Origin of the sequence: Bacillus sp. Bvel1, assembly GCF_014872755.1 — a bacterium.
GTDB classification, from domain to species: Bacteria; Bacillota; Bacilli; order Bacillales; family Bacillaceae; genus Bacillus; species Bacillus velezensis.
In genome coordinates, this window is record NZ_JAAOBZ010000007.1 from 375,460 (window position 1) to 395,110 (window position 19,651).

At 49.1% G+C, this 19,651-nt stretch carries 26 protein-coding genes; 10 read left to right on the plus strand and 16 right to left on the minus strand.

The window, feature by feature from the left end; translation table 11 throughout:
• Positions 1 to 19 precede the first annotated feature (19 nt).
• Positions 20 to 1,009, minus strand: a complete 990-nt coding sequence (locus HAP68_RS11240; RefSeq protein WP_003153321.1) for a type I asparaginase — start codon at positions 1,007 to 1,009, stop codon at positions 20 to 22.
• 176 nt (positions 1,010 to 1,185) lie between these two features.
• Between HAP68_RS11240 and HAP68_RS11245 the strand changes: the two genes are divergently transcribed.
• Positions 1,186 to 1,539: a helix-turn-helix domain-containing protein gene (locus HAP68_RS11245; protein ID WP_003153320.1), complete on the plus strand. Its 354-nt coding sequence runs from the start codon at positions 1,186 to 1,188 to the stop codon at positions 1,537 to 1,539.
• A 10-nt stretch (positions 1,540 to 1,549) separates the two neighbouring features.
• Here the strand turns inward: HAP68_RS11245 and HAP68_RS11250 are convergent, their stop codons facing one another.
• Both HAP68_RS11250 and HAP68_RS11255 read right to left on the minus strand, forming a co-directional pair.
• Positions 1,550 to 2,713, minus strand: a complete 1,164-nt coding sequence (locus HAP68_RS11250; RefSeq protein ID WP_015388049.1) for a TIGR00375 family protein — start codon at positions 2,711 to 2,713, stop codon at positions 1,550 to 1,552.
• Positions 2,713 to 3,267: an NUDIX hydrolase gene (locus HAP68_RS11255; RefSeq protein ID WP_003153317.1), complete on the minus strand. Its 555-nt coding sequence runs from the start codon at positions 3,265 to 3,267 to the stop codon at positions 2,713 to 2,715. Before HAP68_RS11255 ends, HAP68_RS11250 begins: the two co-directional genes overlap by 1 nt.
• A 78-nt stretch (positions 3,268 to 3,345) precedes the next feature.
• Between HAP68_RS11255 and mciZ the strand changes: the two genes are divergently transcribed.
• Entirely contained in the window at positions 3,346 to 3,468 is a 123-nt protein-coding gene (mciZ, locus tag HAP68_RS11260) for a Z-ring formation inhibitor MciZ (RefSeq protein ID WP_003153315.1), read from the plus strand.
• Between the two features lie 62 nt (positions 3,469 to 3,530).
• Positions 3,531 to 4,451, plus strand: a complete 921-nt coding sequence (locus HAP68_RS11265) for an aldo/keto reductase (RefSeq protein WP_024085553.1) — start codon at positions 3,531 to 3,533, stop codon at positions 4,449 to 4,451.
• Between the two features lie 32 nt (positions 4,452 to 4,483).
• On the opposite strand, the gene HAP68_RS11270 is transcribed toward HAP68_RS11265, so the two are convergent.
• Complete coding sequence (locus tag HAP68_RS11270; RefSeq protein ID WP_003153311.1) at positions 4,484 to 4,708, minus strand: YqkE family protein; 225 nt, start codon at positions 4,706 to 4,708, stop codon at positions 4,484 to 4,486.
• A gap of 122 nt (positions 4,709 to 4,830) precedes the next feature.
• On the opposite strand from HAP68_RS11270, the gene HAP68_RS11275 reads away from it, so the two are divergent.
• The gene (locus HAP68_RS11275) at positions 4,831 to 5,745 is read left to right on the plus strand and encodes an alpha/beta hydrolase (protein WP_003153309.1); all 915 of its coding nucleotides are present in this window, start codon (positions 4,831 to 4,833) and stop codon (positions 5,743 to 5,745) included.
• A 39-nt stretch (positions 5,746 to 5,784) separates the two neighbouring features.
• Here the strand turns inward: HAP68_RS11275 and HAP68_RS11280 are convergent, their stop codons facing one another.
• The 5 genes from HAP68_RS11280 to HAP68_RS11300 all read right to left on the minus strand — a co-directional run bounded on the left by HAP68_RS11280 (position 5,785) and on the right by HAP68_RS11300 (position 8,225).
• Positions 5,785 to 6,024: a DUF2552 family protein gene (locus HAP68_RS11280; protein ID WP_003153307.1), complete on the minus strand. Its 240-nt coding sequence runs from the start codon at positions 6,022 to 6,024 to the stop codon at positions 5,785 to 5,787.
• Positions 5,999 to 6,361 carry an iron-sulfur cluster biosynthesis family protein gene (locus HAP68_RS11285; RefSeq protein WP_014305346.1) on the minus strand — a complete coding sequence of 121 codons (363 nt, stop codon included), beginning with the start codon at positions 6,359 to 6,361 and terminating at the stop codon, positions 5,999 to 6,001. The genes HAP68_RS11280 and HAP68_RS11285 overlap by 26 nt, the downstream gene beginning before the upstream one ends.
• 71 nt (positions 6,362 to 6,432) lie before the next feature.
• Positions 6,433 to 7,401 (minus strand): GNAT family N-acetyltransferase, encoded by a 969-nt coding sequence (locus HAP68_RS11290; RefSeq protein WP_024085554.1) that lies wholly within the window; start codon positions 7,399 to 7,401, stop codon positions 6,433 to 6,435.
• Positions 7,398 to 7,742 carry an antibiotic biosynthesis monooxygenase family protein gene (locus HAP68_RS11295; protein ID WP_003153298.1) on the minus strand — a complete coding sequence of 115 codons (345 nt, stop codon included), beginning with the start codon at positions 7,740 to 7,742 and terminating at the stop codon, positions 7,398 to 7,400. The genes HAP68_RS11290 and HAP68_RS11295 overlap by 4 nt, the downstream gene beginning before the upstream one ends.
• A 12-nt stretch (positions 7,743 to 7,754) precedes the next feature.
• Positions 7,755 to 8,225 carry a GNAT family N-acetyltransferase gene (locus HAP68_RS11300; RefSeq protein ID WP_003153297.1) on the minus strand — a complete coding sequence of 157 codons (471 nt, stop codon included), beginning with the start codon at positions 8,223 to 8,225 and terminating at the stop codon, positions 7,755 to 7,757.
• Between the two features lie 215 nt (positions 8,226 to 8,440).
• Between HAP68_RS11300 and HAP68_RS11305 the strand changes: the two genes are divergently transcribed.
• The 5 genes from HAP68_RS11305 to HAP68_RS11325 all read left to right on the plus strand — a co-directional run bounded on the left by HAP68_RS11305 (position 8,441) and on the right by HAP68_RS11325 (position 11,735).
• Positions 8,441 to 9,667, plus strand: a complete 1,227-nt coding sequence (locus HAP68_RS11305) for a DNA polymerase IV (protein WP_003153296.1) — start codon at positions 8,441 to 8,443, stop codon at positions 9,665 to 9,667.
• A gap of 14 nt (positions 9,668 to 9,681) precedes the next feature.
• Positions 9,682 to 10,026: a YolD-like family protein gene (locus HAP68_RS11310; protein WP_003153295.1), complete on the plus strand. Its 345-nt coding sequence runs from the start codon at positions 9,682 to 9,684 to the stop codon at positions 10,024 to 10,026.
• 99 nt (positions 10,027 to 10,125) lie between these two features.
• Positions 10,126 to 10,332 (plus strand): YqzH family protein, encoded by a 207-nt coding sequence (locus tag HAP68_RS11315; RefSeq protein ID WP_003153294.1) that lies wholly within the window; start codon positions 10,126 to 10,128, stop codon positions 10,330 to 10,332.
• Positions 10,333 to 10,405: 73 nt separating this feature from the next.
• Positions 10,406 to 11,476 (plus strand): AI-2E family transporter, encoded by a 1,071-nt coding sequence (locus tag HAP68_RS11320; RefSeq protein WP_024085555.1) that lies wholly within the window; start codon positions 10,406 to 10,408, stop codon positions 11,474 to 11,476.
• A 91-nt stretch (positions 11,477 to 11,567) separates the two neighbouring features.
• Positions 11,568 to 11,735 (plus strand): DUF4083 family protein, encoded by a 168-nt coding sequence (locus HAP68_RS11325; RefSeq protein WP_024085556.1) that lies wholly within the window; start codon positions 11,568 to 11,570, stop codon positions 11,733 to 11,735.
• Between the two features lies 1 nt (position 11,736).
• Here the strand turns inward: HAP68_RS11325 and HAP68_RS11330 are convergent, their stop codons facing one another.
• The 5 genes from HAP68_RS11330 to HAP68_RS11350 form a co-directional block, all read right to left on the minus strand.
• Complete coding sequence (locus tag HAP68_RS11330; protein WP_024085557.1) at positions 11,737 to 12,129, minus strand: VOC family protein; 393 nt, start codon at positions 12,127 to 12,129, stop codon at positions 11,737 to 11,739.
• Between the two features lie 21 nt (positions 12,130 to 12,150).
• Positions 12,151 to 13,110: a type I pantothenate kinase gene (gene coaA, locus HAP68_RS11335; protein ID WP_003153290.1), complete on the minus strand. Its 960-nt coding sequence runs from the start codon at positions 13,108 to 13,110 to the stop codon at positions 12,151 to 12,153.
• A 75-nt stretch (positions 13,111 to 13,185) separates the two neighbouring features.
• The gene (dsdA, locus tag HAP68_RS11340) at positions 13,186 to 14,535 is read right to left on the minus strand and encodes a D-serine ammonia-lyase (RefSeq protein WP_024085558.1); all 1,350 of its coding nucleotides are present in this window, start codon (positions 14,533 to 14,535) and stop codon (positions 13,186 to 13,188) included.
• A gap of 16 nt (positions 14,536 to 14,551) precedes the next feature.
• A complete protein-coding gene (locus HAP68_RS11345; RefSeq protein ID WP_024085559.1) occupies positions 14,552 to 15,328 on the minus strand; it encodes an SDR family NAD(P)-dependent oxidoreductase in 777 nt (258 codons plus the stop codon).
• 5 nt (positions 15,329 to 15,333) lie between these two features.
• Positions 15,334 to 16,293 (minus strand): MBL fold metallo-hydrolase, encoded by a 960-nt coding sequence (locus tag HAP68_RS11350; RefSeq protein ID WP_014305354.1) that lies wholly within the window; start codon positions 16,291 to 16,293, stop codon positions 15,334 to 15,336.
• Between the two features lie 394 nt (positions 16,294 to 16,687).
• Here HAP68_RS11350 and proC point away from each other — a divergent pair, with 394 nt between their 5' ends.
• Positions 16,688 to 17,530 carry a pyrroline-5-carboxylate reductase gene (proC, locus tag HAP68_RS11355; protein ID WP_003153282.1) on the plus strand — a complete coding sequence of 281 codons (843 nt, stop codon included), beginning with the start codon at positions 16,688 to 16,690 and terminating at the stop codon, positions 17,528 to 17,530.
• Positions 17,531 to 17,563: 33 nt separating this feature from the next.
• On the opposite strand, the gene HAP68_RS11360 is transcribed toward proC, so the two are convergent.
• Positions 17,564 to 18,310: a polyketide synthase gene (locus HAP68_RS11360; RefSeq protein ID WP_024085560.1), complete on the minus strand. Its 747-nt coding sequence runs from the start codon at positions 18,308 to 18,310 to the stop codon at positions 17,564 to 17,566.
• A gap of 49 nt (positions 18,311 to 18,359) precedes the next feature.
• Positions 18,360 to 19,607, minus strand: coding sequence for a hydroxymethylglutaryl-CoA synthase family protein (locus HAP68_RS11365; RefSeq protein ID WP_024085561.1), 1,248 nt, complete (start codon positions 19,605 to 19,607; stop codon positions 18,360 to 18,362).
• Positions 19,608 to 19,651 lie beyond the last annotated feature (44 nt).

Here is a 19,651-nt window from a genome sequence, read left to right on the forward strand (position 1 = left end):
CTTTGTGGTAGTCATGTTTTTACAGTACAACGTCGTCTGCGATCGGTGTCTCCATAATGTTTTTGACTTCAGCCAAGTTGTGAGACTGGCCGAGCGCCCACATTAATTTCGGCACGATGGCTTCCGTGTTCATATTTCTGGAGCGGATAATGAGATCTTGATTGACTCTTCGGCCGACTTCATAGACGCTCATGTCCTCTCCTTCTTCAAGACATTGTGTCGTAATGACGACGACAATGCCGCTTTCAATCATTTCATTGACTTTGGCGAGAATGTCTCTTCCTTCAAACGGCACGCCGCCGCTGCCGTAGCTTTCAATGACGATCCCTTTGTACATGCCCTTTAATGCGTCAAACATTTCCGGTTTCAGCCCCGGGTGGAGCTTGAGCAGGCACACGTCCGTGCAAAGTGAGGTATTGACCGTAAAGGCATCGTCTTTTGGCATGTGCACTTGTTTGTTGTATTCAATTCCGTTTTCGGTAATAAACGCGATATACGGATAGTTAATGCTCTCAAATGCATCATAGCTTTTCGTTCTTAATTTAATGGCGCGTGTGCCTTGAATGACTCTGCCGTCAAATACGACGTATACGCCGCCCACCCCTTCACATGCGAAGCGGATCGCGTCCGTGATATTTTTTTTGGCATCGGTTTTTTGAAATGTAATCGGAATTTGCGAACCCGTAATGACGATCGGTTTATCAGCATGCTGAAGCATATAAGACAGTGCCGCTGATGTATACGCCATTGTGTCTGTCCCGTGCGTAATGACGAACCCGTCATATGCGTCATATTTTTCTTTGACAGCATTTGCGATTTCGGCCCAGTATTCAGGCTGCATATTTGTGCTGTCGATGTTCATTAACGAATGGGTTTCCATCGTGTAATCGTTATCAAGTTTTGATACGTAGGTTAACAATTCGTCTGCTTTCACCCCGGGTGCAAGCCCGTTTTCTCCTTCGACTGAGGCGATTGTTCCTCCGGTTGTTAACAGCAATAATTTTTTCATACCCTGCACCTCTTCATCCATTTCTCAAGATGTGTTAAGCATTCGCTTTTCGCATACTTTTAATCAAATTATAGACAGACGATTGAAATTAATCAAGTGATTATTATTCAATTCGCGTACACTTTTGCATATCGATATGATATAATTTGCTCAAGTGAAAAGGAGCGGTTTTGAATATGAATTTAGATCGTTTAACTGAACTGAGAAAAAAGAAAAATTGGTCTCTTCAATATACGGCTGACCGTCTCGGCATCGCCAAAAGCACGTACGCCGGGTATGAATCAGGATACCGGCGTCCGTCATTCGAGGCGCTGGGCACGCTTGCCGATCTGTTTGACACGACGTGCGACGATTTACTGGGGCGCACTGAAAAAAAGGCGGAGCCGTTTACCCAGACCATCGAATTAACAAACGCCGCACAAGGCCGCGGCACACTGACCGTTGACGGACAGCCGCTGAATCAGGATGAAATCATCGAATTGATTGCGTTTGTCCGCACGAAAAAGAAGGTGCAGGAGGAGCTCCGCTAAAATCCGGCTTTTACGGCTTGATTCTGCCGTACGTCCCTCCGCCCCCGGCCTCAAGGACGAGCTGCCCGGTGCGCGCTTTATGAATGACAGCCGCTATTTTAGGCTGGACGACATGCGCCAATTCCTCTTCTTGCGCCTGATGAAGAATCGCCATCTCCGTCCCGAAAGCCCGCTTCAGTTTGTCTAACGTTTTCGGCCCGACCCCCGGAATGAACTGCAGCGGGATTTGATGAATATACGGCGGCCGCGGCACGCGGCTTTTTTTCGGGCCGCTCAGTTCCTCCAGCCGTTCACTGACCCCTTTTGTCATAGTTTTCCCCCCGCACTCCGGACAGGCGGAAGCTCCTTTTTCAACCGGGCTGCCGCAGCGGTCGCAAGCCGTCCGGTAATACTTCCCGAGCTTCGGGTTCAGCCCGTAATTCGCCGTGATTTTTCTTCCGTCCTTCCCTTTTAAAGCCAGCGAAAATTCCGTGAAATTCGCTTCTTTAAGAAGCATTTCATTATATTCTCTGCCGATTTTTCCTAAGGAATGCGCATCAGAATTTGTTAAAAATGTATACGGATCAAGTTCCGTTACCCGCGAAGCCATGTCGGTGTCGCAGCTTAATCCGAGTTCTGCCGCATCAATGAGCGCCGGGTCGAAAACTTCTGTCAAAGAAGATATGACCCCTTTTCCGTACAGGCTTTTATGCGGGGTGAACATATGGGCGGGAATAAACAGCCCGCCCAATTCCTTTGTTTTCCTTTGAAGATTCAAACCGGTTTCATAAATACGCTGGGAACTGAGATGGATATTTTTAAGCCTTTTTGCGAGCCACTCAGAAAACATCTTCATTTCGGCAAGAGACGGCATAAAGACGAGAACGTGAATCGGCCCGCGGCATGTGTGATCATAGATTTCAAGCTCACTGCCCAACAGAAGCGTCGTATTCCGATACCGGATGCCGCCTTCTTTCAACTCACGGTATCTGCCTTCATCAATTCCGCGCTCGATTTCTTCTATGACTTCCGGGGAATGGCAGTCGATGATGCCCAATAGTTCAATTCCCTTCCCCTCACTGGCCTCTTCTAAAATCCGATGCAGCGTCAACGTTTTGGCCCCGGTGATTTTGACCGGTTTTCCCGTATAGGTGCGGCCGATATGAATATGCAGATCCGCATAGATGGTTTTCATCATTTTTCCTTCAGCGCTTCTTTCAGCTGGAGATACTGAATCGCGTACGCCGTTTTTGCGTCATACACCCTGCGGGATTCAATCAGCTTCACGGCCTCTTCAAGCGTGACCTGCATGACTTCGACAAATTCATCCTCATCCAGTTCGCGCTTTTCTTCCAGCGGCGAAAGCCCTTCCGCAAGAAAGAGATGCACGATTTCATCAGCAAACCCGGGTGATGTATAAAAAGCGGTGATTTTCGTCAAGGTTTCCGCCGTATATCCCGTTTCTTCCTCGAGCTCTCTTAACGCCGTATGTTCCGGCTCTTCCCCCTTTTCAAGCTTCCCGGCCGGAATTTCAACGATTGTCCGTTCCAGCGGCTTTCTGAACTGGTTCACCAAAATGATTTTTCCTTCTTCTGTCACCGCAAGTACGGCCACCGCTCCCGGATGTTTGACGATTTCCCGCTTGCTTGTTTTTCCGTTCGGGAGCTCTACATCCTCTAAGTAAAGATCTATGACTTTCCCGTCATACAGCTTTTTTTTCGCAAGTGTTTTTTCTTCTAAATGTTTCATCATGTCATCTCCCGTTCTGTCTCTCTATTATGCCTCATATATTTTATCATACATGCATGAGAGGGAGGTGCTTTTCGATTGAAGGTGTACCGGAAGGATAAAAGTATCGTATTGGTCGGAAAGGCGTGGGAAGTGCGGGCTAAACTGAAAGAATACGGACGGACATTCCGCTATGTCGGAGATTGGATCACCGGGCCTTAACAGTTGAAAACTTCGCGCCTTTATATTACGGTCAATAAAAGACTATAAAAAGGAGCGAAACGATGAGAAAACGCACACTGGGACATTCTGATTTAGAAATAAGCGAAATCGGGCTCGGCTGTATGTCGCTGGGCACGGATAAAGCTGAAGCGCTGTCTATTTTGGATGAAGCGATCGAGCTTGGAATCAATTATTTAGATACCGCTGATCTTTATGATTTCGGCAGAAATGAGGAAATTGTCGGGGAGGCCGTCAAAAACCGCAGGGACGACATCATTTTAGCCACGAAAGCCGGAAACCGCTGGAATGATGATAAAGACGGCTGGCATTGGGACGCCTCCAAAGGATACATAAAAGAAGCGGTCAAAAACAGTCTGCGCCGGCTGAAAACGGACTATATCGACCTTTATCAGCTGCATGGCGGCACGATGGAAGATCATATTGACGAAACGATCGAAGCGTTTGAGGACTTAAAACAGGAAGGCGTCATCCGGTATTACGGCATTTCCTCGATTCGTCCGAATGTCATTAAAGAATATGTGAAAAAATCAAATATCTCAAGCGTTATGATGCAATACAGCCTGCTGGACCGGCGTCCTGAGGAGTGGCTTCCCCTTTTAGAGGAGAACGGGATCAGCGTAGTCGCCAGAGGGCCTGTCGCTAAAGGGCTTCTTACGGAAAAACCGCTTGATCAAGCAGCCGCAAGCGTAAAAGAGAACGGCTATTTAACATATTCTTTTGCAGAAGTGGAAGAAACCAAAAAAGCGATCGGCGCTGCCGCACCTGACTTGAGCATGACGGAGCTTTCCCTTCAATACTTACTGTCACAGCCGGCCGTCGCTTCTGTCATCACCGGAGCCAGCTCACTTGAGCAGCTGAGAGAAAACTGTTCGGCTGCAGAGGCCCGGCGTTTAAGCAGCCAGGAAATCAAAGCCCTGCAATACCATACAAAACGGGACGTATACGAAGCCCATCGTTCTTAAACAATAAAACCGGCACCTTGTCAGATGCCGGTTTATTTATATTTGTGCCAATCGAGACTGCTTTCATTCAGCAGCTCTTCAAAGCTTTTATGTTTTTCTTTTTCTTTTCGCTTTCTGATTTGTTCCGCTTTTTGCTGCGCCTGTTTTTTCTCGTCTTCTTCCTTCAGCTCACTTTTCATTTGCAAAAGCCTGGCCTTCAGATCTTCCCCCAGATCGTCTTTTAAGCTGTGTTTTTCTTTAGACAGCTGCTTTTTCATCATTACGCCCCCCGTATCTGAATATGGTGAAGCAAGTGTACCACGGAGCGCCGGCGGCCGGCAACGTTCACGGTCCTGAAAAGCCGGAGGAAGGATTTTTCATATGAAAGGAGGGCGCCTGTGTGAAAAAATGGCTGGCGGTGTTCGGTTCGGCTTGCGCAGTCTTTTTGGCTGCCGGATTCGCTTTTACGAATCTCATTATGTTTATGAAGAAAAAGACGGATGAAGATATCATGAAAAAAGAAACGGCGGACGGGCATGATAGATTTGATTCCTTTCAGGCCATGGAAAAAGAAGAGGCCGTCATCCTGTCACGCCACGGGTATGAGATCAAAGGCTTTTACGTCGCCCCGCATCATACGGCAAACACCATGATTATTTGTCACGGCGTTACCGTAAATTCGTTCAATTCATTGAAATACATGGATTTATTTTTAGATTCAGGCTGGAATGTGCTCGTATATGACCACCGCGGGCACGGAAAAAGCGGCGGCAGAACGACGAGCTACGGCTATTTTGAAAAAGATGATTTGGAAGAAGCCGTGAATTGGGTGAGACACAAAACGGGAGACGGCGGTCAAATCGGCATCCACGGGGAATCGATGGGAGCGGTGACGGCCTTATTATACGCGGGCGGGCATCAGGATGAAAAAGGCGCTGATTTTTATATTGCGGACTGTCCGTTCGCAAGCTTTCGCGATCAGCTCGCCTACAGACTGAAGCGGGAGTTCCGGCTGCCTCCGTGGCCGCTTCTGCCTTTGGCTGATTTCTTTTTGCGGATGAGAGAAGGATACCGTATCCGTGATGTATCGCCTCTATCGGTTATCAGCCGAATCCGGCAGCCCGTGCTGTTTATTCACAGTAAGGAAGATGATTATATACCTCCCGCTTCTTCCGAATTACTGCACCGCAGAAAACGCGGCCCGAAGATGCTCTATCTGGCCGAATCGGGCGGGCATGCCATGTCGTACACCAAAAATCCGGAGAGCTACCGCAAAGCCGTTCAAACCTTTTTAGATACCATGACGCAAACGTAAAAAAGCGAAAGAACGTATGCTGGTTCTTTCGCTTTCCCGTCATAAAACGTCGGTAATCCCGTCCATATTTTCTCCGATCCAGTCAATGGCGAGGTCGATTGTCGTAAACTCCTGCGCTTTGAAGGTCATCTCATCCTGAAGCAGCCAGACATCCTTCTGAACGGATTCAGCGCCTCCGATGGACCAGTGCAGCAGACTGTACGGGTGGTTGTTGTTCAGAAAGGATACCCACGTTTTATGCTGTGCCGTCTGTTTAATGGCTTTCAGCTTTTGATTCACTTTCCGTTTCTCCCTGCTTTACTAATATGCTCATTCTCGGGCTCAGCATCTCTGCCGGGCTTTTTAAGACGAGCGTTTTTGCCTTTTCATTGTAATCGATTGTCATTTCCTCGTCAAAAAACACTTTTTGTGAGGTCTGGATGTAAAGCGGAAGTCCGTTGGTTTCAATGGCTTCGCATTGTCCCGTTAATTCGTCCGCCAGCCAGATGGTCGGCACGCCGCTCACCGCGCACCCGCAGCCTTCTGCGTCATAGCGGAGCTGCGCTTTTTTCCCCGGGTTGGCGTCCATCGCCTGCTGAAGTGTGTGTTTCGCCGCATCCGTCACATGTATTTGCATAGATGATCCTCCGTTTTTCATTTTCGCCATTGTAGCATACCGAGCCGCTGTATGCATTGTTTCTGCTTTCTTTACAGCAGCCCGCTCTCCCAGTCCTTTGCCTCTTGTTCAGCCGCCTTGATCCAGTCATTTTTCCCTTCACTATACTTTGCCGTATCGTACGGGTATGCCTTTGCGAGCCGCCGTTTCAGTTCCATGTATTGAGCCGCTTTTTCAGGCTTTTCAGTGAGGTAATCCCGGAACAGCAGATGGCGCTTCACATCCGGATGGCCTGTTTCGTATATGTGGACGTGGTGTGTGCGCTTGCTGCCGCCTTTTTGAAAGAAACGCCGGCCCTCTATCCCGTTTTCCCCTTGCGCCTCATAGCCGAGTGCTTCCAGCTGCGGGCTGAATCGGTCAGCATCTGAAATATCTTTGACCTCCGCCAGTATATCGATAACGGGTTTTGCGGCCATTCCCGGGATGGAGGTGCTGCCGATATGGCTGACAGAATGAAGTGCGGGGCCGAAGATTCGGATCAAGTCCGCCTTCTCTCTTTCAAACATCTCTTTCCATTCCGGCTTGTACGGAACAACTTCCGCTTTCCTCTTCGGATAAAGATGAAAAAACGAGAGGGTCAGCCCTTCCGGCGTCTCTGTCTGTCCGGCTTCTGTGAAGCCGGTTTTTAAATAGAGAGAGACTGCCGGAACGTTTTGACTGGCGGTAGCCGCCTCTATTTTTTGGGCGTCCCGGTTTTGGTCGATCACAAATTGAATAAGCGCCCGTCCGATTCCTTTCCGAAAGCCGGACGGGTGCACCGTCAGCCTGCATATGACAAGGTCATATCCTTTTTTTTCATACGAAATGACGCCTGCAAGCCGATCTTTTTCTCTGAAACCGGCAAACGTCTCCCGTGACCGCTGTATGTCACCGGGTGTTTCATGCAGGGCTGGAATGCCGAAAAAGCCGATCAGCTCGGCTTCTTTTTGATAAGAGCAGCGTTGAACCGCCGCAATTTCCCGCGCCGTCTGTTCTTGTGTATGCCGTAAAAATGTAATCAATCTTCCGCCCCTTTTGACGCAAACATCCGCTGTGACTCCGTCTTCGTAATGCGGACCGCGTACGCTTCATACCAGGCGCTTTTTCCTTTTTGTTTTGCCGCCCGGTGGTCAGTATGGTCTTTCCACCTTTTAATCGCCTCCAGGCTGTCCCAGTAGGAAACCGTGATGCCGCAGCCGTTTTCCTCCCGAACGCTTTCCGCGCCTAAAAAGCCCGGCTGTCCGCCTGCCAAATTCATCATGCGCTCTGCCGTATGCTCATATTCCTCATCATATTTTCCCTTTATTGATGAAAAAATGACCGCATAATAGGGCGGTTTGGGCGTGTCAGCTAAAAAACCCATATTCATCCCCCTCTACATATATTTCACAAACAGAATTCTGTCTTCTCCCGGACCGTCATAATTCGCAAAAACAGGGATTCCGTTTACGGTTTTGGTTCCTTTTTCAACTTCAAAGCCTAATTTTGTATGATAAGCGATTGATACTTTATTCACGGGCGCCGTCACGCAATTGACTTTTGTGCAGCCCCTTTTTTTCACCGTCTCCATAAATCGATCGTAGAGCTGTTTTCCAATTTGCATTTTTCTGAAATCCGGATGCACACCGGAAAAATGAATGTAGGCTGTCTCAGGGTCTGATTGTGACTGAAAACCGATTAAAAAACCGGTCATTCCCTCCGGCCCGTACGTGATAAAGCTCGTGTCCTGAAAATGTTCAAAAAACAAGCGCGGCAGTTTGTCTTTCATCTGCCTGCCGCCCCACCATTCATTCAAAACAGACGTAACCATTTCATAGTCTTCAGAGGTAATTGTTCGAATATCCATTATCGATTGACTCTCCTTTTCGTCCGGCAAAATGAATGTCAGCTCTTCTCATTGGAATATAAAAAATTATATGTGGGTTGTTTGCAATTGTAAATGATTTCTTTTCAAGCAAACGAATCAGCACGTCTTCCAGCCGGGGAATGATTTACCAGTATAAACGTGATCATTGTTCGGGTACAATGAAAAACAGAACAAACGTTCCCGGAGGTTTTTTTATGGCTGATATTCTTCTTGTTGATATGCAATCGTTTTATGCGTCTGTGGAAAAAGCGGAAGCGCCTCATCTCAAAAGCCGGCCCGTGATTGTCTCGGGAGATCCCGAAAGACGCAGCGGCGTCGTGCTTGCGGCTTGTCCGCTCGCCAAACGATACGGCGTAAAAAATGCCGAACGGCTGTGGGAAGCGCAGGCCAAATGTCCCGACGCCGTTATTGTCCGTCCGCGGATGCAGCGGTATATTGATGTATCCGTCATGATTACCGAACTGTTTGAACGGTATACCGATCTTGTAGAACCCTACTCCATCGATGAGCAGTTTCTCGACGTGACCGGAAGCAGGCGGCTGTTCGGTGATCCTTTTACAATTGCCGAAAGCATTCAGCAAGCGATCATGCGTGAATTCGGAATTTATGCCCGTGTCGGCATCGGGCCGAATAAGGCGCTCGCGAAAATGGCTTGCGACCATTTTGCCAAAAAAAACGCATCCGGCATCCACAGATTGGATATGTCAAATATCAGGGAGGATCTGTGGCCGCTGCCGGTCGGAAAATTATTCGGCATCGGAAAACGGATGGAGCATCATTTAAGACGGATGGGCATCAGCACAATCGGCGGGCTTGCCGGGCACCCCGCCGAACTGCTGAAAAAACGCTGGGGCATTAACGGCGAATTGCTTCAGCGGACAGCCCGCGGCATCGATCCCTCTCCGGTCACCGTCAACACGCACAGCCGGCAAAAAGCGATCGGCCATAACATGACCCTCCCGAGAGACTACAGCCGCTTTGAGGATATCAAAGTCGTGCTGTTGGAGTTAAGCGAAGAAGTGGCCCGCCGCGCCCGTTTCAAACAATACATCGGCCATACGGTTTCGGTCAGCATCAGAGGCGCTGATTTTGAATTCCCTTCAGGTTTTCACAGACAGAGAAAGCTGGTCTCTCCGACTAATTTCGGAATGGATATTTTTAAAGCGGCGGTCAAGCTCTTCAAAGAGCATTGGAACGGTGAGCCCGTCCGCAGCGCCGGCGTCTCCCTTTCCCAGCTGGAGCCCTGTGATTATGTTCAGCTGAGCCTGTTTGATGCTCAGGAAAAAAAGATCAGTCTCGGCAAAGTATTGGATGACATTCATGAGCGGTACGGCCCTGCGTCGCTCCTCCATGCCGCTTCGCTGACAGAGGCCGGCCAAGCCTTTCACCGGGCTGAAAAAATCGGCGGGCATTACAAATAATTGAGGTGATATACATGAATCCGAACAAATTAACACCCGGGTATAATGTCATGTGGGAATCAAGCCGGATGATGCTGCCCGAACATCGGGAGCAGCTGCTTGCAAAAAAACGAAAAGAACGGGAATTCCGGCCTCCGGAACTGAGCGCAGAGCAACTGAACGACATGAACCGCATCATTGCGGCGTCGATTGAAGAAGACAGAGCCATCTCGGTCACCTATGCTTCAGCACGCGGCCCCCGCCGCTTTTGGGGATGGGTGAAACAAGTGAGGCATGACGAAAAACGTTTAAAAATCATAAACGATGAAGATGCGTTAACGCTGCCGTTTCATCTTATTCTCTCGGCTGAACTGGAATAAAAGCCTAAATCGTCCTGACAGAAAATATGATAGAAGAGTGGGAGGATCACATGCTATTTAGTAGAATAAAGATGAATGACAAGAATAGGAGAATATATGATGGATCAATTTATAGAAAAAATGCTGGGACAAGCCCTCCGCCAGTATGGACGGAATGTGTCGACAGATCCGCTGAGCCCCTATGAAAAACAGAGTTTAAAAAAAGCTTTAGAAGAAAGAAGGAATGAAGAACCCGATGAGGATCTCCATGCCCATGTAGAAGATATTATCTACGATTACGTCACCAATCAGGGGCAGTTTTCCTGACACGGACGTTTATGCACCGGGCGAAAAGGGAAACGTCCGAGAGTAAACCCTTAAAGATTGCGTGGTGCAGGATATGCCTGTCGGGCCTTATTTCAAGATCGGCTATGCCGTTCTTCTGTTATTTCTCATCATTTATCTCGGAACATTAATAGACTTTTTGTTCCAGCCTGTTGTGATTACGGTTAAAACCTTGTTTCCGCCCATTGTATTATCGGGCGTCCTTTACTATTTGTGCCGCCCGCTCGTCAGAGTGCTGCATGCGAAATTAAAGCTGCCCCAAGGAATCGCGATTTTAGCGATTTATGCGGGAACAGCCGGCCTTTTTGTCCTCTTCCTGTATACGGCGGGCCCTGCCGTTCAAAAACAGTTTACAGCCTTCACAGATCATATTCCGGAGCTTTCCGCAAAAGCTGAAAATTGGATCGGACACCTTCAGGACAGCAAATGGTTTTCCAGGCTTCAGCATGGGGATTCCTTTAAAAAATTAGCGGACAAAGCCGCAAATTATTCCGGTTCAATCGCTGATTCTCTCAGCAGTCTGGCCGGTACGGCTGCCAATGCCGCCATCACCGCAGCCATTATTCCGTTTGCGCTGTATTACATGTTAAAAGAAGGAAATAAAGCCCCCCGGCGACTGCTGCGGCTTCTTCCGGAAAAACATCAAAAAGAAGGAAAACAAATCCTTCGGGACATGGATGAAGCTCTCAGTTCATACATACAAGGACAGCTGCTCGTCAGTTTCTGTGTCGGCGTTCTCGTCACAATCGGCTATTTTATCATCGGGCTCGATTATCCGCTCGTTCTGGGCGCGTTCGCCATGGTGACAAATCTGATTCCGTTTATCGGGCCTTGGATCGGCACATTTCCCGGAGTCATTGTCGGATTGTTCGATTCACCGACCGAGGCGGTGCTGGTGATTACGGTCGTCGTCATTGTCCAGCAGCTTGAAAGCCAGCTGATTTCCCCGCAAATTATGGGACGGAAGCTGGACATTCACCCGCTGACCATTATTTTTCTTCTGCTTGCCGCCGGCAAATTCTCAGGAATTGCCGGGATGCTGCTGGCCATTCCGGGATATGCGGCCGCAAAAGTGGTCATAAGCCACATACAGAAACTATTCATTCTCAGAAAAAAACAAAGCTAGGAGAGAAATGATTCATCCCCCATGTCTTCACATCGGTTAAAATGAAAAAACGGCGGGCTGAAGAAGCCCGCCGCACACGGAGGTAAAAAAGATGAACATCGGTGATGTCATTTTTCAATTGATCTCATTTATTGCAGCCGCATTTTTCCTGTTTGCCGTGATATACGTATTCAGAAGCTTGAAGCAGCGCCGCATACAATTGGACAGAATCGAAAAGAAACTCGACGCGCTGCGCGAAGAAAAAAACGAGAAGTTATAGTTCATTCAGAAGCAGGCGCAGCCAGCTCCACCTTTATCCGATCCGGGTCCTCCGTGTATACGGCGTAATGCGTGCTTCCGCCTGCATATGGATGGCGGTCCCTGTAAAGCACGGGGCATCCTCTGGCAAGCAGCTTTTCCGTCATCCCGTCAACCTGCTCTCTTGACGCAGCATGAAAAGCCAGATGGTTCAGCCCGACCCGGCATCTGTGGTACTCCGGTGTTAAAAAACGCTCCTCTGTCTGTACAAGCACAACATAAAATCCTGCGTTTTTCCAGCTGATGCCGGCGTCCCAATTTTGAAACTCCCTATAACCGAGCTCACCTAAAAACCATCCCCAAAACCGGGCGGAGGCTTTCAAGTCAGATACATACAATTCAATATGATGCATCATAATATTCGCTTCCTCCTCACATCACACCCGCCTTACCAGCACCTCTTCAACTTTATGGCCGTCACCTTTCCTCAAAATCAAATCCGATCTGAATTTTGTCGGCAGGATATTTTCATACAGATTCGGACGGTTGACGCTCTCCCAAATGGAGGCGGCCATGGTATCCGCTTCTGCATCAGACAAATCCTTAAATTTATGAAAATAAGAAGCCGGATCTTGAAAAGCGGTTTCTCTTAAGAGACGGAAACGTTCCAAATACCACGTGAAAATCCGGCTTTCTTCGGCATCCACATAGATCGAAAAATCAAAGAAATCCGATACAAAAATCCGCGGATCTTCCCTGTCGTCCTCTAAGGTCGGCGACTGCAGGACATTGATTCCTTCGATAATAACGATATCCGCACCTTCGACAACCTCGACGGCGCCCTCTTCCCTGTCATAGGTAAGGTGGGAGTATACGGGCGCCTCCACTCTCTCTTTCCCTGACTTTATATCGTTCAGAAACTCAAGCAGCGCTTTCACGTCGTAGCTTTCCGGAAATCCCTTTCTGGACAGAAGGTTTTTCCTTTTTAATTCCGCCGTCGGATACAAGAAACCGTCGGTTGTCACCAGGCTCACCTTCGGCCTGTCCGGCAGACGGGAAAGAAGCTTTTGCAGAATTCTCGCCGTCGTGCTTTTGCCGACGGCGACGCTGCCCGCGATTCCGATGATAAACGGGATTTTCGCTGAATGCGGATGTTTCAGAAACACGTTGACATGCTGATTCCGTCTTGCGGCAGACGTGACATGAAGATGGAGCAGTCGCACAAGCGGAATATAAATCGTTTCTACTTCTTCCACCGACAGGTAGTCATTCAGCCCCTCTACGGCCTTGGCTTCTTCCTCCGAAACGGCAATGGAAAGATGGCCGCCGAATCCGGCCCACGACTCGCGGCTGTGCTGCGTATACAATGTATGTAAGTTCAATTCTTTACTTTTCACAATTCACACCAATCTCTCTGTATGGCTTTCCGATTAAAAAACAAACGCTTACAAAGATTGTAACGGAAAACCGCCTCACTGTCTGCCCATTTTTTTCACAAATGAGGAACCGATCCGGCTGTACTCTTCCATTTCCTCCTTGGGAACCATGCTTCCGCCGGTGCTCCACACAAGGTGCACGGCATTTTTCATCTCAAGCCCCCGCTCTTTTATATAACGGTTACCGGCTTCGGTCTGAACGAACTTGACGGCTCCGGCCATACCGGCGAGTGCAGAGGGTTCAAGGCTCTTATTCTCGGCCGCTCTTAATTGATAAAGCAGCGAAAAAAGCGTGCCGTCATCAGCGGTATAACAGCCGCTGAGTACAGGCTCCATCAGAGGGCCGGCCAGTCCGGACGGCCTTCCTACCGCAAGTCCGTCGGCGGCTGTTTGATTATCAAGGCCGATATCCTGCACGCCGATTCCGTCATGCAAGCCGGAAAACAGTCCTAACAGCATACACGGTGAATGCGTCGGCTCACCGAAAAAAATATGGACATGCCCGCCATAGATCAGCTTTAGCGCAAGCGCGACGCCGCCCGGGCCTCCTCCGACCCCGCACGGCAAATAAACGAAAAGCGGTTCATCTGCACCCGGCTTTATGTTCATTTGATCGAGCTGCTTTTTCACACGGCTTCCCGCAACGGCATACCCCAGAAACAGATCCCGGGAATGCTCATCATCAATAAAATAACAATAAGGGTCCTGCTTCGCCTGCATGCGCCCCTCTTTGACAGCCAGACTGTAGTCTGCTTCATATTCGATGACGCGAACCCCCTTTTCCCGGAGCAGCTCCTTTTTCCACTGCTTTGCGTCACTGGACATATGAACGGTCACACAAAAGCCGAGCTTCGCGCCGATTATGCCGATACTCAGACCTAAATTGCCCGTAGAACCGACGGCTATAGAGTATTTTGAGAAAAAAGCGGTAAACCGTTCCTCAGTCAATATGCTGTAATCATCGTCTGTTGAGAGCATTCCCGCTTTTAAAGCGAGATCTTCAGCATGCTTCAGCACTTCATAAATCCCGCCGCGCGCTTTAATAGAACCGGAAATCGGAAGTTCATTGTCGCATTTCAAAAGCAGACGCCCGGGGAAAGCCTGAGCGGCGCTTTGTTCCAGACGCTTTTTCATTTCATTGATGAAGACAAGCGGAGACTCAATGAGGCCTCCCGCCGCTTCCGTCTCCGGAAAAGCCGACGCGATATAAGGCGCAAACCGGCGCAGCCTTTCTTCCGCTTCGGCAATCTCCTTTTTCCATTCAGCGCCATTCTTTACTGGATCATCGGTTTTATGCGGGTTGATCCAAAGTACTTCACGCGCCTCCGCCATTTGCCTGACTAAAGGCTCTGTCATCAATGCCTTGTGTATATCCCGGTCGGACATTCCTTTCTCCCCCTTGTTACTTTTTCTTTAATGCGCGGCCGGCCAGTTTTTCTGTAAACGAAGGGAAAAGCTGATACAGCTTCGTCCCGAGGCTCATCCATCGCGGAAGATTCATTTCCCGTTTATCCGTCAGAATCACGGATGTAATACGCTCTGCCACACGGTCGGCATCAAGCATCCATCTGCCGACGCTTTTCACATAACCGCCCTCTTTATCTGCAATTGTAAAGAAGTCTGTTTTGATCGGACCGGGATTAACCGTTGTCACGGCTACACCCGTACCGGCCAGCTCAAGCCGCAGCGCATTGGAATACCCTAAAACGGCGTGTTTCGTAGCGGAATAAAGGCTTGATTTCGGCGTCGCCAATTTGCCGGCCTGTGAGGCGATATTGATAATATGGCCGTTTTTCGCATGAAGCATCACCGGAAGACAGGCCTTCGTACAGGCGATTAATCCGAAGACGTTCACTTCAAACATCGCCTTCATATCCTCCAAAGATGAATCAGCGGCCGTTTCAAAAATACCGAAGCCGGCGTTGTTGATTAATACGTCAACATGACCGATCAAACGCCTTACGTTTTCAGCCTCTTCTGCATGCCGGACGTCAAACGGAATGACATCACACTGTCCGCCGCGCGCGGTAATCGTTTTTTTCACTTCCTGCAAGCGGTCCTCCCGCCTGGCGGATAAAAAAACATGAGCCCCTTCTGCCGCGCAGGAATATGCAAGCCGTTCTCCGAGTCCGCCGGATGCTCCGGTGATCCAAATCCGCTTATCCGTTAATCTGCCCATTTCCTTCACCCCTTCACAGCTTTAAACATCAGAGTATTTCCCGACTGAAAGGATTCAGCCTCCCCTTTTGCAGCCAGTACGTCAAGATGGCCGATCGTTTCTGACATCGTTAAAAACAATTCATTTTCATACACAGCCGGAAACAGCCGCCGGCATACCTGGAAAGCCGTCAGCGTTTCCTCTGACAACAGGCGCAGCACATATTCCGACCGGTTTCTCTGTTTTTCAAGCCGCCTGTCAAAAGCAGGCTTTACGTCCGTCAGCAGATCGCCGTGTCCCGGATATAAAAGGGACGGGTTTACGTCATACAGCCGCTTCATTGAGTTCAAGTAGTCGAGCATCGGGGCCGCGCGCACGCCCCCCTTTTCCGGAGCTTCCAGAATCGGATTGGTGGAGCTGTTGGACAAAAGCAGATCGCCGCTGAACATTTCACCGCTTTTTTCATGGTAGAGCGCAATGTGAGAAGCGGCATGACCCGGGATTTCGAGCACCGTCCAGCCGTTAAGCCCGTCGATTTTCCCGCCTTCTTCCACTGTTTTCGTTAACGGACGGTTTGCAGAAAATAAGTACGACAGCTTAACTGTTTTCTGTATGTCTTCAGGCGTCAGGGGAACGCCCATTTCAGTCATAAGCGACAGAAAAAAGTCCTCCTGCCGGGCGATATACGACTGATCCTGAGTAATGTACCTGTCATTCAGCGGATGCCCGATCACTTCCGTATCCTCGGAAAAAAGGTGCAGCAGACCTGAATGATCTGCGTGATGATGAGTGAGCACCACCTGTTCTATATCCGCCGCAGAAACGCCGTGTTCCTTAAGCTGAAATGAGAGCGATTCAGCCGCTTCCTTTGTATTCGGGCCGCAGTCAATAAGGGTTAAGGCTTCATCTTTTATTAAATAAACGATAACGTCGCCGACTGCAAACGGAGTCGGCACACGTATCGGAATGATCTTTCTCGCTGCCATGATTACGCTCCTTCGTTCTTTTCATTCCTGAATAATCATATTTTAGCGTTTTCTTTTCACTGTGTCATTATTGCCGCATATCGGAAAAAAAGATTGACATCCCGCTCTTTCGCATAGCATAATGAACAACAAACTAGAAAACACGGAACGCGATGACGAGGAACTAGTATATAAACAACGGCAGCAGAGAGCAATGTCCCCGGCTGAAAGACATTGCGGCCCTCTTGTTTACAGAACCTGCCCTCAGAGCGGTTAGGAAAACCTAAACGTATCCCTCGTTACGGGATTTGAGCTGAGCACGGCTGATTCGTGCTAATGTAAGGTGGTACCGCGAAACCTTTTCGTCCTTTTTGACGGGAAGGTTTTTTTGTGTTTTAGAAGAAGGAGGATTTATATGAAGAAAATCGGTTTTATCGGGGCCGGATCAATGGCGGAAGCAATGGTGAACGGACTGCTGCAAAGCGGAATGACAGCCCCCGGACATATATATATGACAAACCGGTCAAATGACAGCCGGCTTGAAGAGCTCCAAAAAACGTACGGAGTGAAACCGTGCCGGGATAAAGAAGAGTTTTTCAGCAATACCGACATTATTGTTCTCGCCTTTAAACCGAAAGATGCGGCAGAAAGCATTGAGAACATTCGCGAATACGTGAAAGATCAGCTTGTGATTTCTGTCATCGCGGGGCTGACGATTCACACGATTCAGCAATATTTCGGCAGAAAGCTCACCATCATCCGGGCGATGCCGAATACATCCGCGGCCATTCAGCAATCGGCGACCGGTTTTTCCGCAAGCTCCGAGGCGAGTGAAGCTGAAATCCGGACGGCAAAAGAGCTTCTGGAAACAATCGGAGAAGCGACGCTCTTTGAAGAAAAACACCTTGATGCCGTCACAGCCATTGCCGGAAGCGGTCCCGCCTATGTGTACCGGTATGTGGAAGCGATGGAAAAGGCCGCCCTTCAAGCCGGCCTGCCGGAAGAAACGGCAAAAGAGCTGATTTTACAAACCATGGCCGGGGCGACGGAAATGCTCAGAACAAGCAGCAAACGGCCTGAACGCCTGCGTAAGGAAATCACAAGCCCGGGCGGCACGACTGAAGCAGGCCTTCGCGCATTAGACGAGCGCCGCTTTGAAGAAGCCATCATGCACTGCATCGCAGAAACCGCAGCCCGGAGCGCCGAAATTAAAGAACAATTCGCAGGCTCCGTTCTGCAAAAGACGGACCAGTCATAAAGCATGGGGCATCCCATGCTTTTTTCATTCTGTTTAACTGCCGTATAAGCGGCTGATTCTCTCTTTTACTTCAGGAAGATGGAATGTGGCTTCATGCATGTTTACCTCTTCCTCAACCGCTTTTGTCAGCTCTCTTTTCATCCGTGCGGTCACATTGGTTTTCAGCGCAACCAGTGAGGCTCTCGGTTTATCCGCCAGCAGCCGGGCCAATTCGCGGCCTCTTTGAAGGGCGTCTTTTTTCGGCAGCACTTCAAACGGAACACCCCGTTTTTCCAGAGCGGCGCCGCTGAAATTCGCGGCCGTAAACAGCATTTCTTCCCCGAGGACAATTCCCAGTTTTTCAGGCACAATATACGTCGCGCCCATTCCCGGTGTAAATCCGTACTTCATATAATTACAAGAATAAAAACTCTCTCTGCTTAAAATGACGAAATCCGAGCTCAGACCGATCGTAAAGCCGGCTCCGATCGCATGCCCCTGCATGACGGAAATCACAGGGATCCTGCAATCCAATAAAAGACTGTGAAGCTTTAAATCTGTAAATTGAAGCTTTCCGCTCTGAATGGTCAAAAGCCCCTCCTGCGTTCCTCCCGTGCAGAAATAATTTCCGTAACCCGTCAGAAGGACAGTTTTATAGGACGGATGGGCATTGATGTCTTGGAATACCCGGTGCAGCTCTCTGACAAACTCTTCTGACAGCCCGTTTTTCCCGGCCGTATCCTGCATTGTGACCTGCACAATGCCCGGTTCTGTTTCCTGTACATCAATCATTGGATTCATGTGTATTCTCCGTTTCTTTAAAAATACTCAAGCCTTTCCGGCTCTTATACTAGGTCGTCCATTCATACTTTCTGTGAAACTCTTTTATTTCAGTCAGCACTAATCGCGTTTTTCCTTGATGCGCATTCGGGATGTCTGCTGCGGGCGCGGCATTTCTTGTGCCGAATTTTACGATGCCGCTGTCTTGGAGCAGCCGGTCATAATCAGTCATCGATAAACGGACGCGTTCATCCAAATGCCGGCTGATCTGAAATTGATTCTGCCGCGCACGGCTTTGCGGCATAACGACACCGCTGTAAAATTCAGAGCAGCAGCCCGAACCGTATGAAAAACAGCCGACGCGTTTCGGCGTTTCAAAAGAGCCGTTATCAATCGTGCTGGCAAGAGATAAAAATACGGTGGCCCCCATGATGTTACCGACGCGCTGACAGTATTGAATCCCAGGCAGCACGCGTTGCTGAAAATCCGCTTCAATGTCCTGCGGCTTAGCCTTTGCCAATTTTCTCATCATCGTCCGATGCGCTCCTTTTACCATTCCGCCAAACGGAGTATGAAAAGAAAGGTATTGAAATGTATTCTTATAATCCGCCCCGCTCACACGCTTTCGGTATTCCTGAAATGAATTTTCACAGCAATCCAAATAAGACATGAGCGACAGATCAGCATCCCCCGCTTCACTATCCGGAATCGGGCGGCAGGTATCCATGACTTCATACCCGTAATACCCGCTTGCACCTTGATCAAGCAAAAAGACATGAGGGGTGCTGCTGACTAAAAGCGCGACAGCTCCCGCCCCCGCACTCGGTTCGGCATAGGACCATTCCTCCGTCAACGCGTCACCGCCTTCAGCCACTAAAAAGCGGGAAATATCCGTTCCGATGATGAGCGCTTTCGCTCCCGGCGATGTTTGCGACAAGATGAAATTCACGCCCATTTGAAACCCGGCCGTTAAAGAATAGCAAGCCTGCTTCACCTCAAATAACCGGCAATTCCGCTTCAGCTGCAAATAATCATGGACATAGGTACTGATGGATTTGCCAAAATCAATCCCGGATTCCGTACAGGTAATGACCATTTCAATCTGATTCCGTTCCTCATCTGACAGAGAATCGATAATCGGTTTTGCGGCATTTACGGCGAACGTAATCGGATCTTCAAACGGAAGCGCCACCACTTTTTCTTTCATCAGCAGGTTCTCAAACCTTTTTTTATCCAGGTTCCGATGTTCCGCAAGCTCCATGACGTCTACATACGCGGTTCCGCCAAACACGTTCATTGCTTCGATTCCTACATTCATTTCTCCAAGCCCCCAGAGTAAAGAGGCTTCCCGTGAAGCCTCTT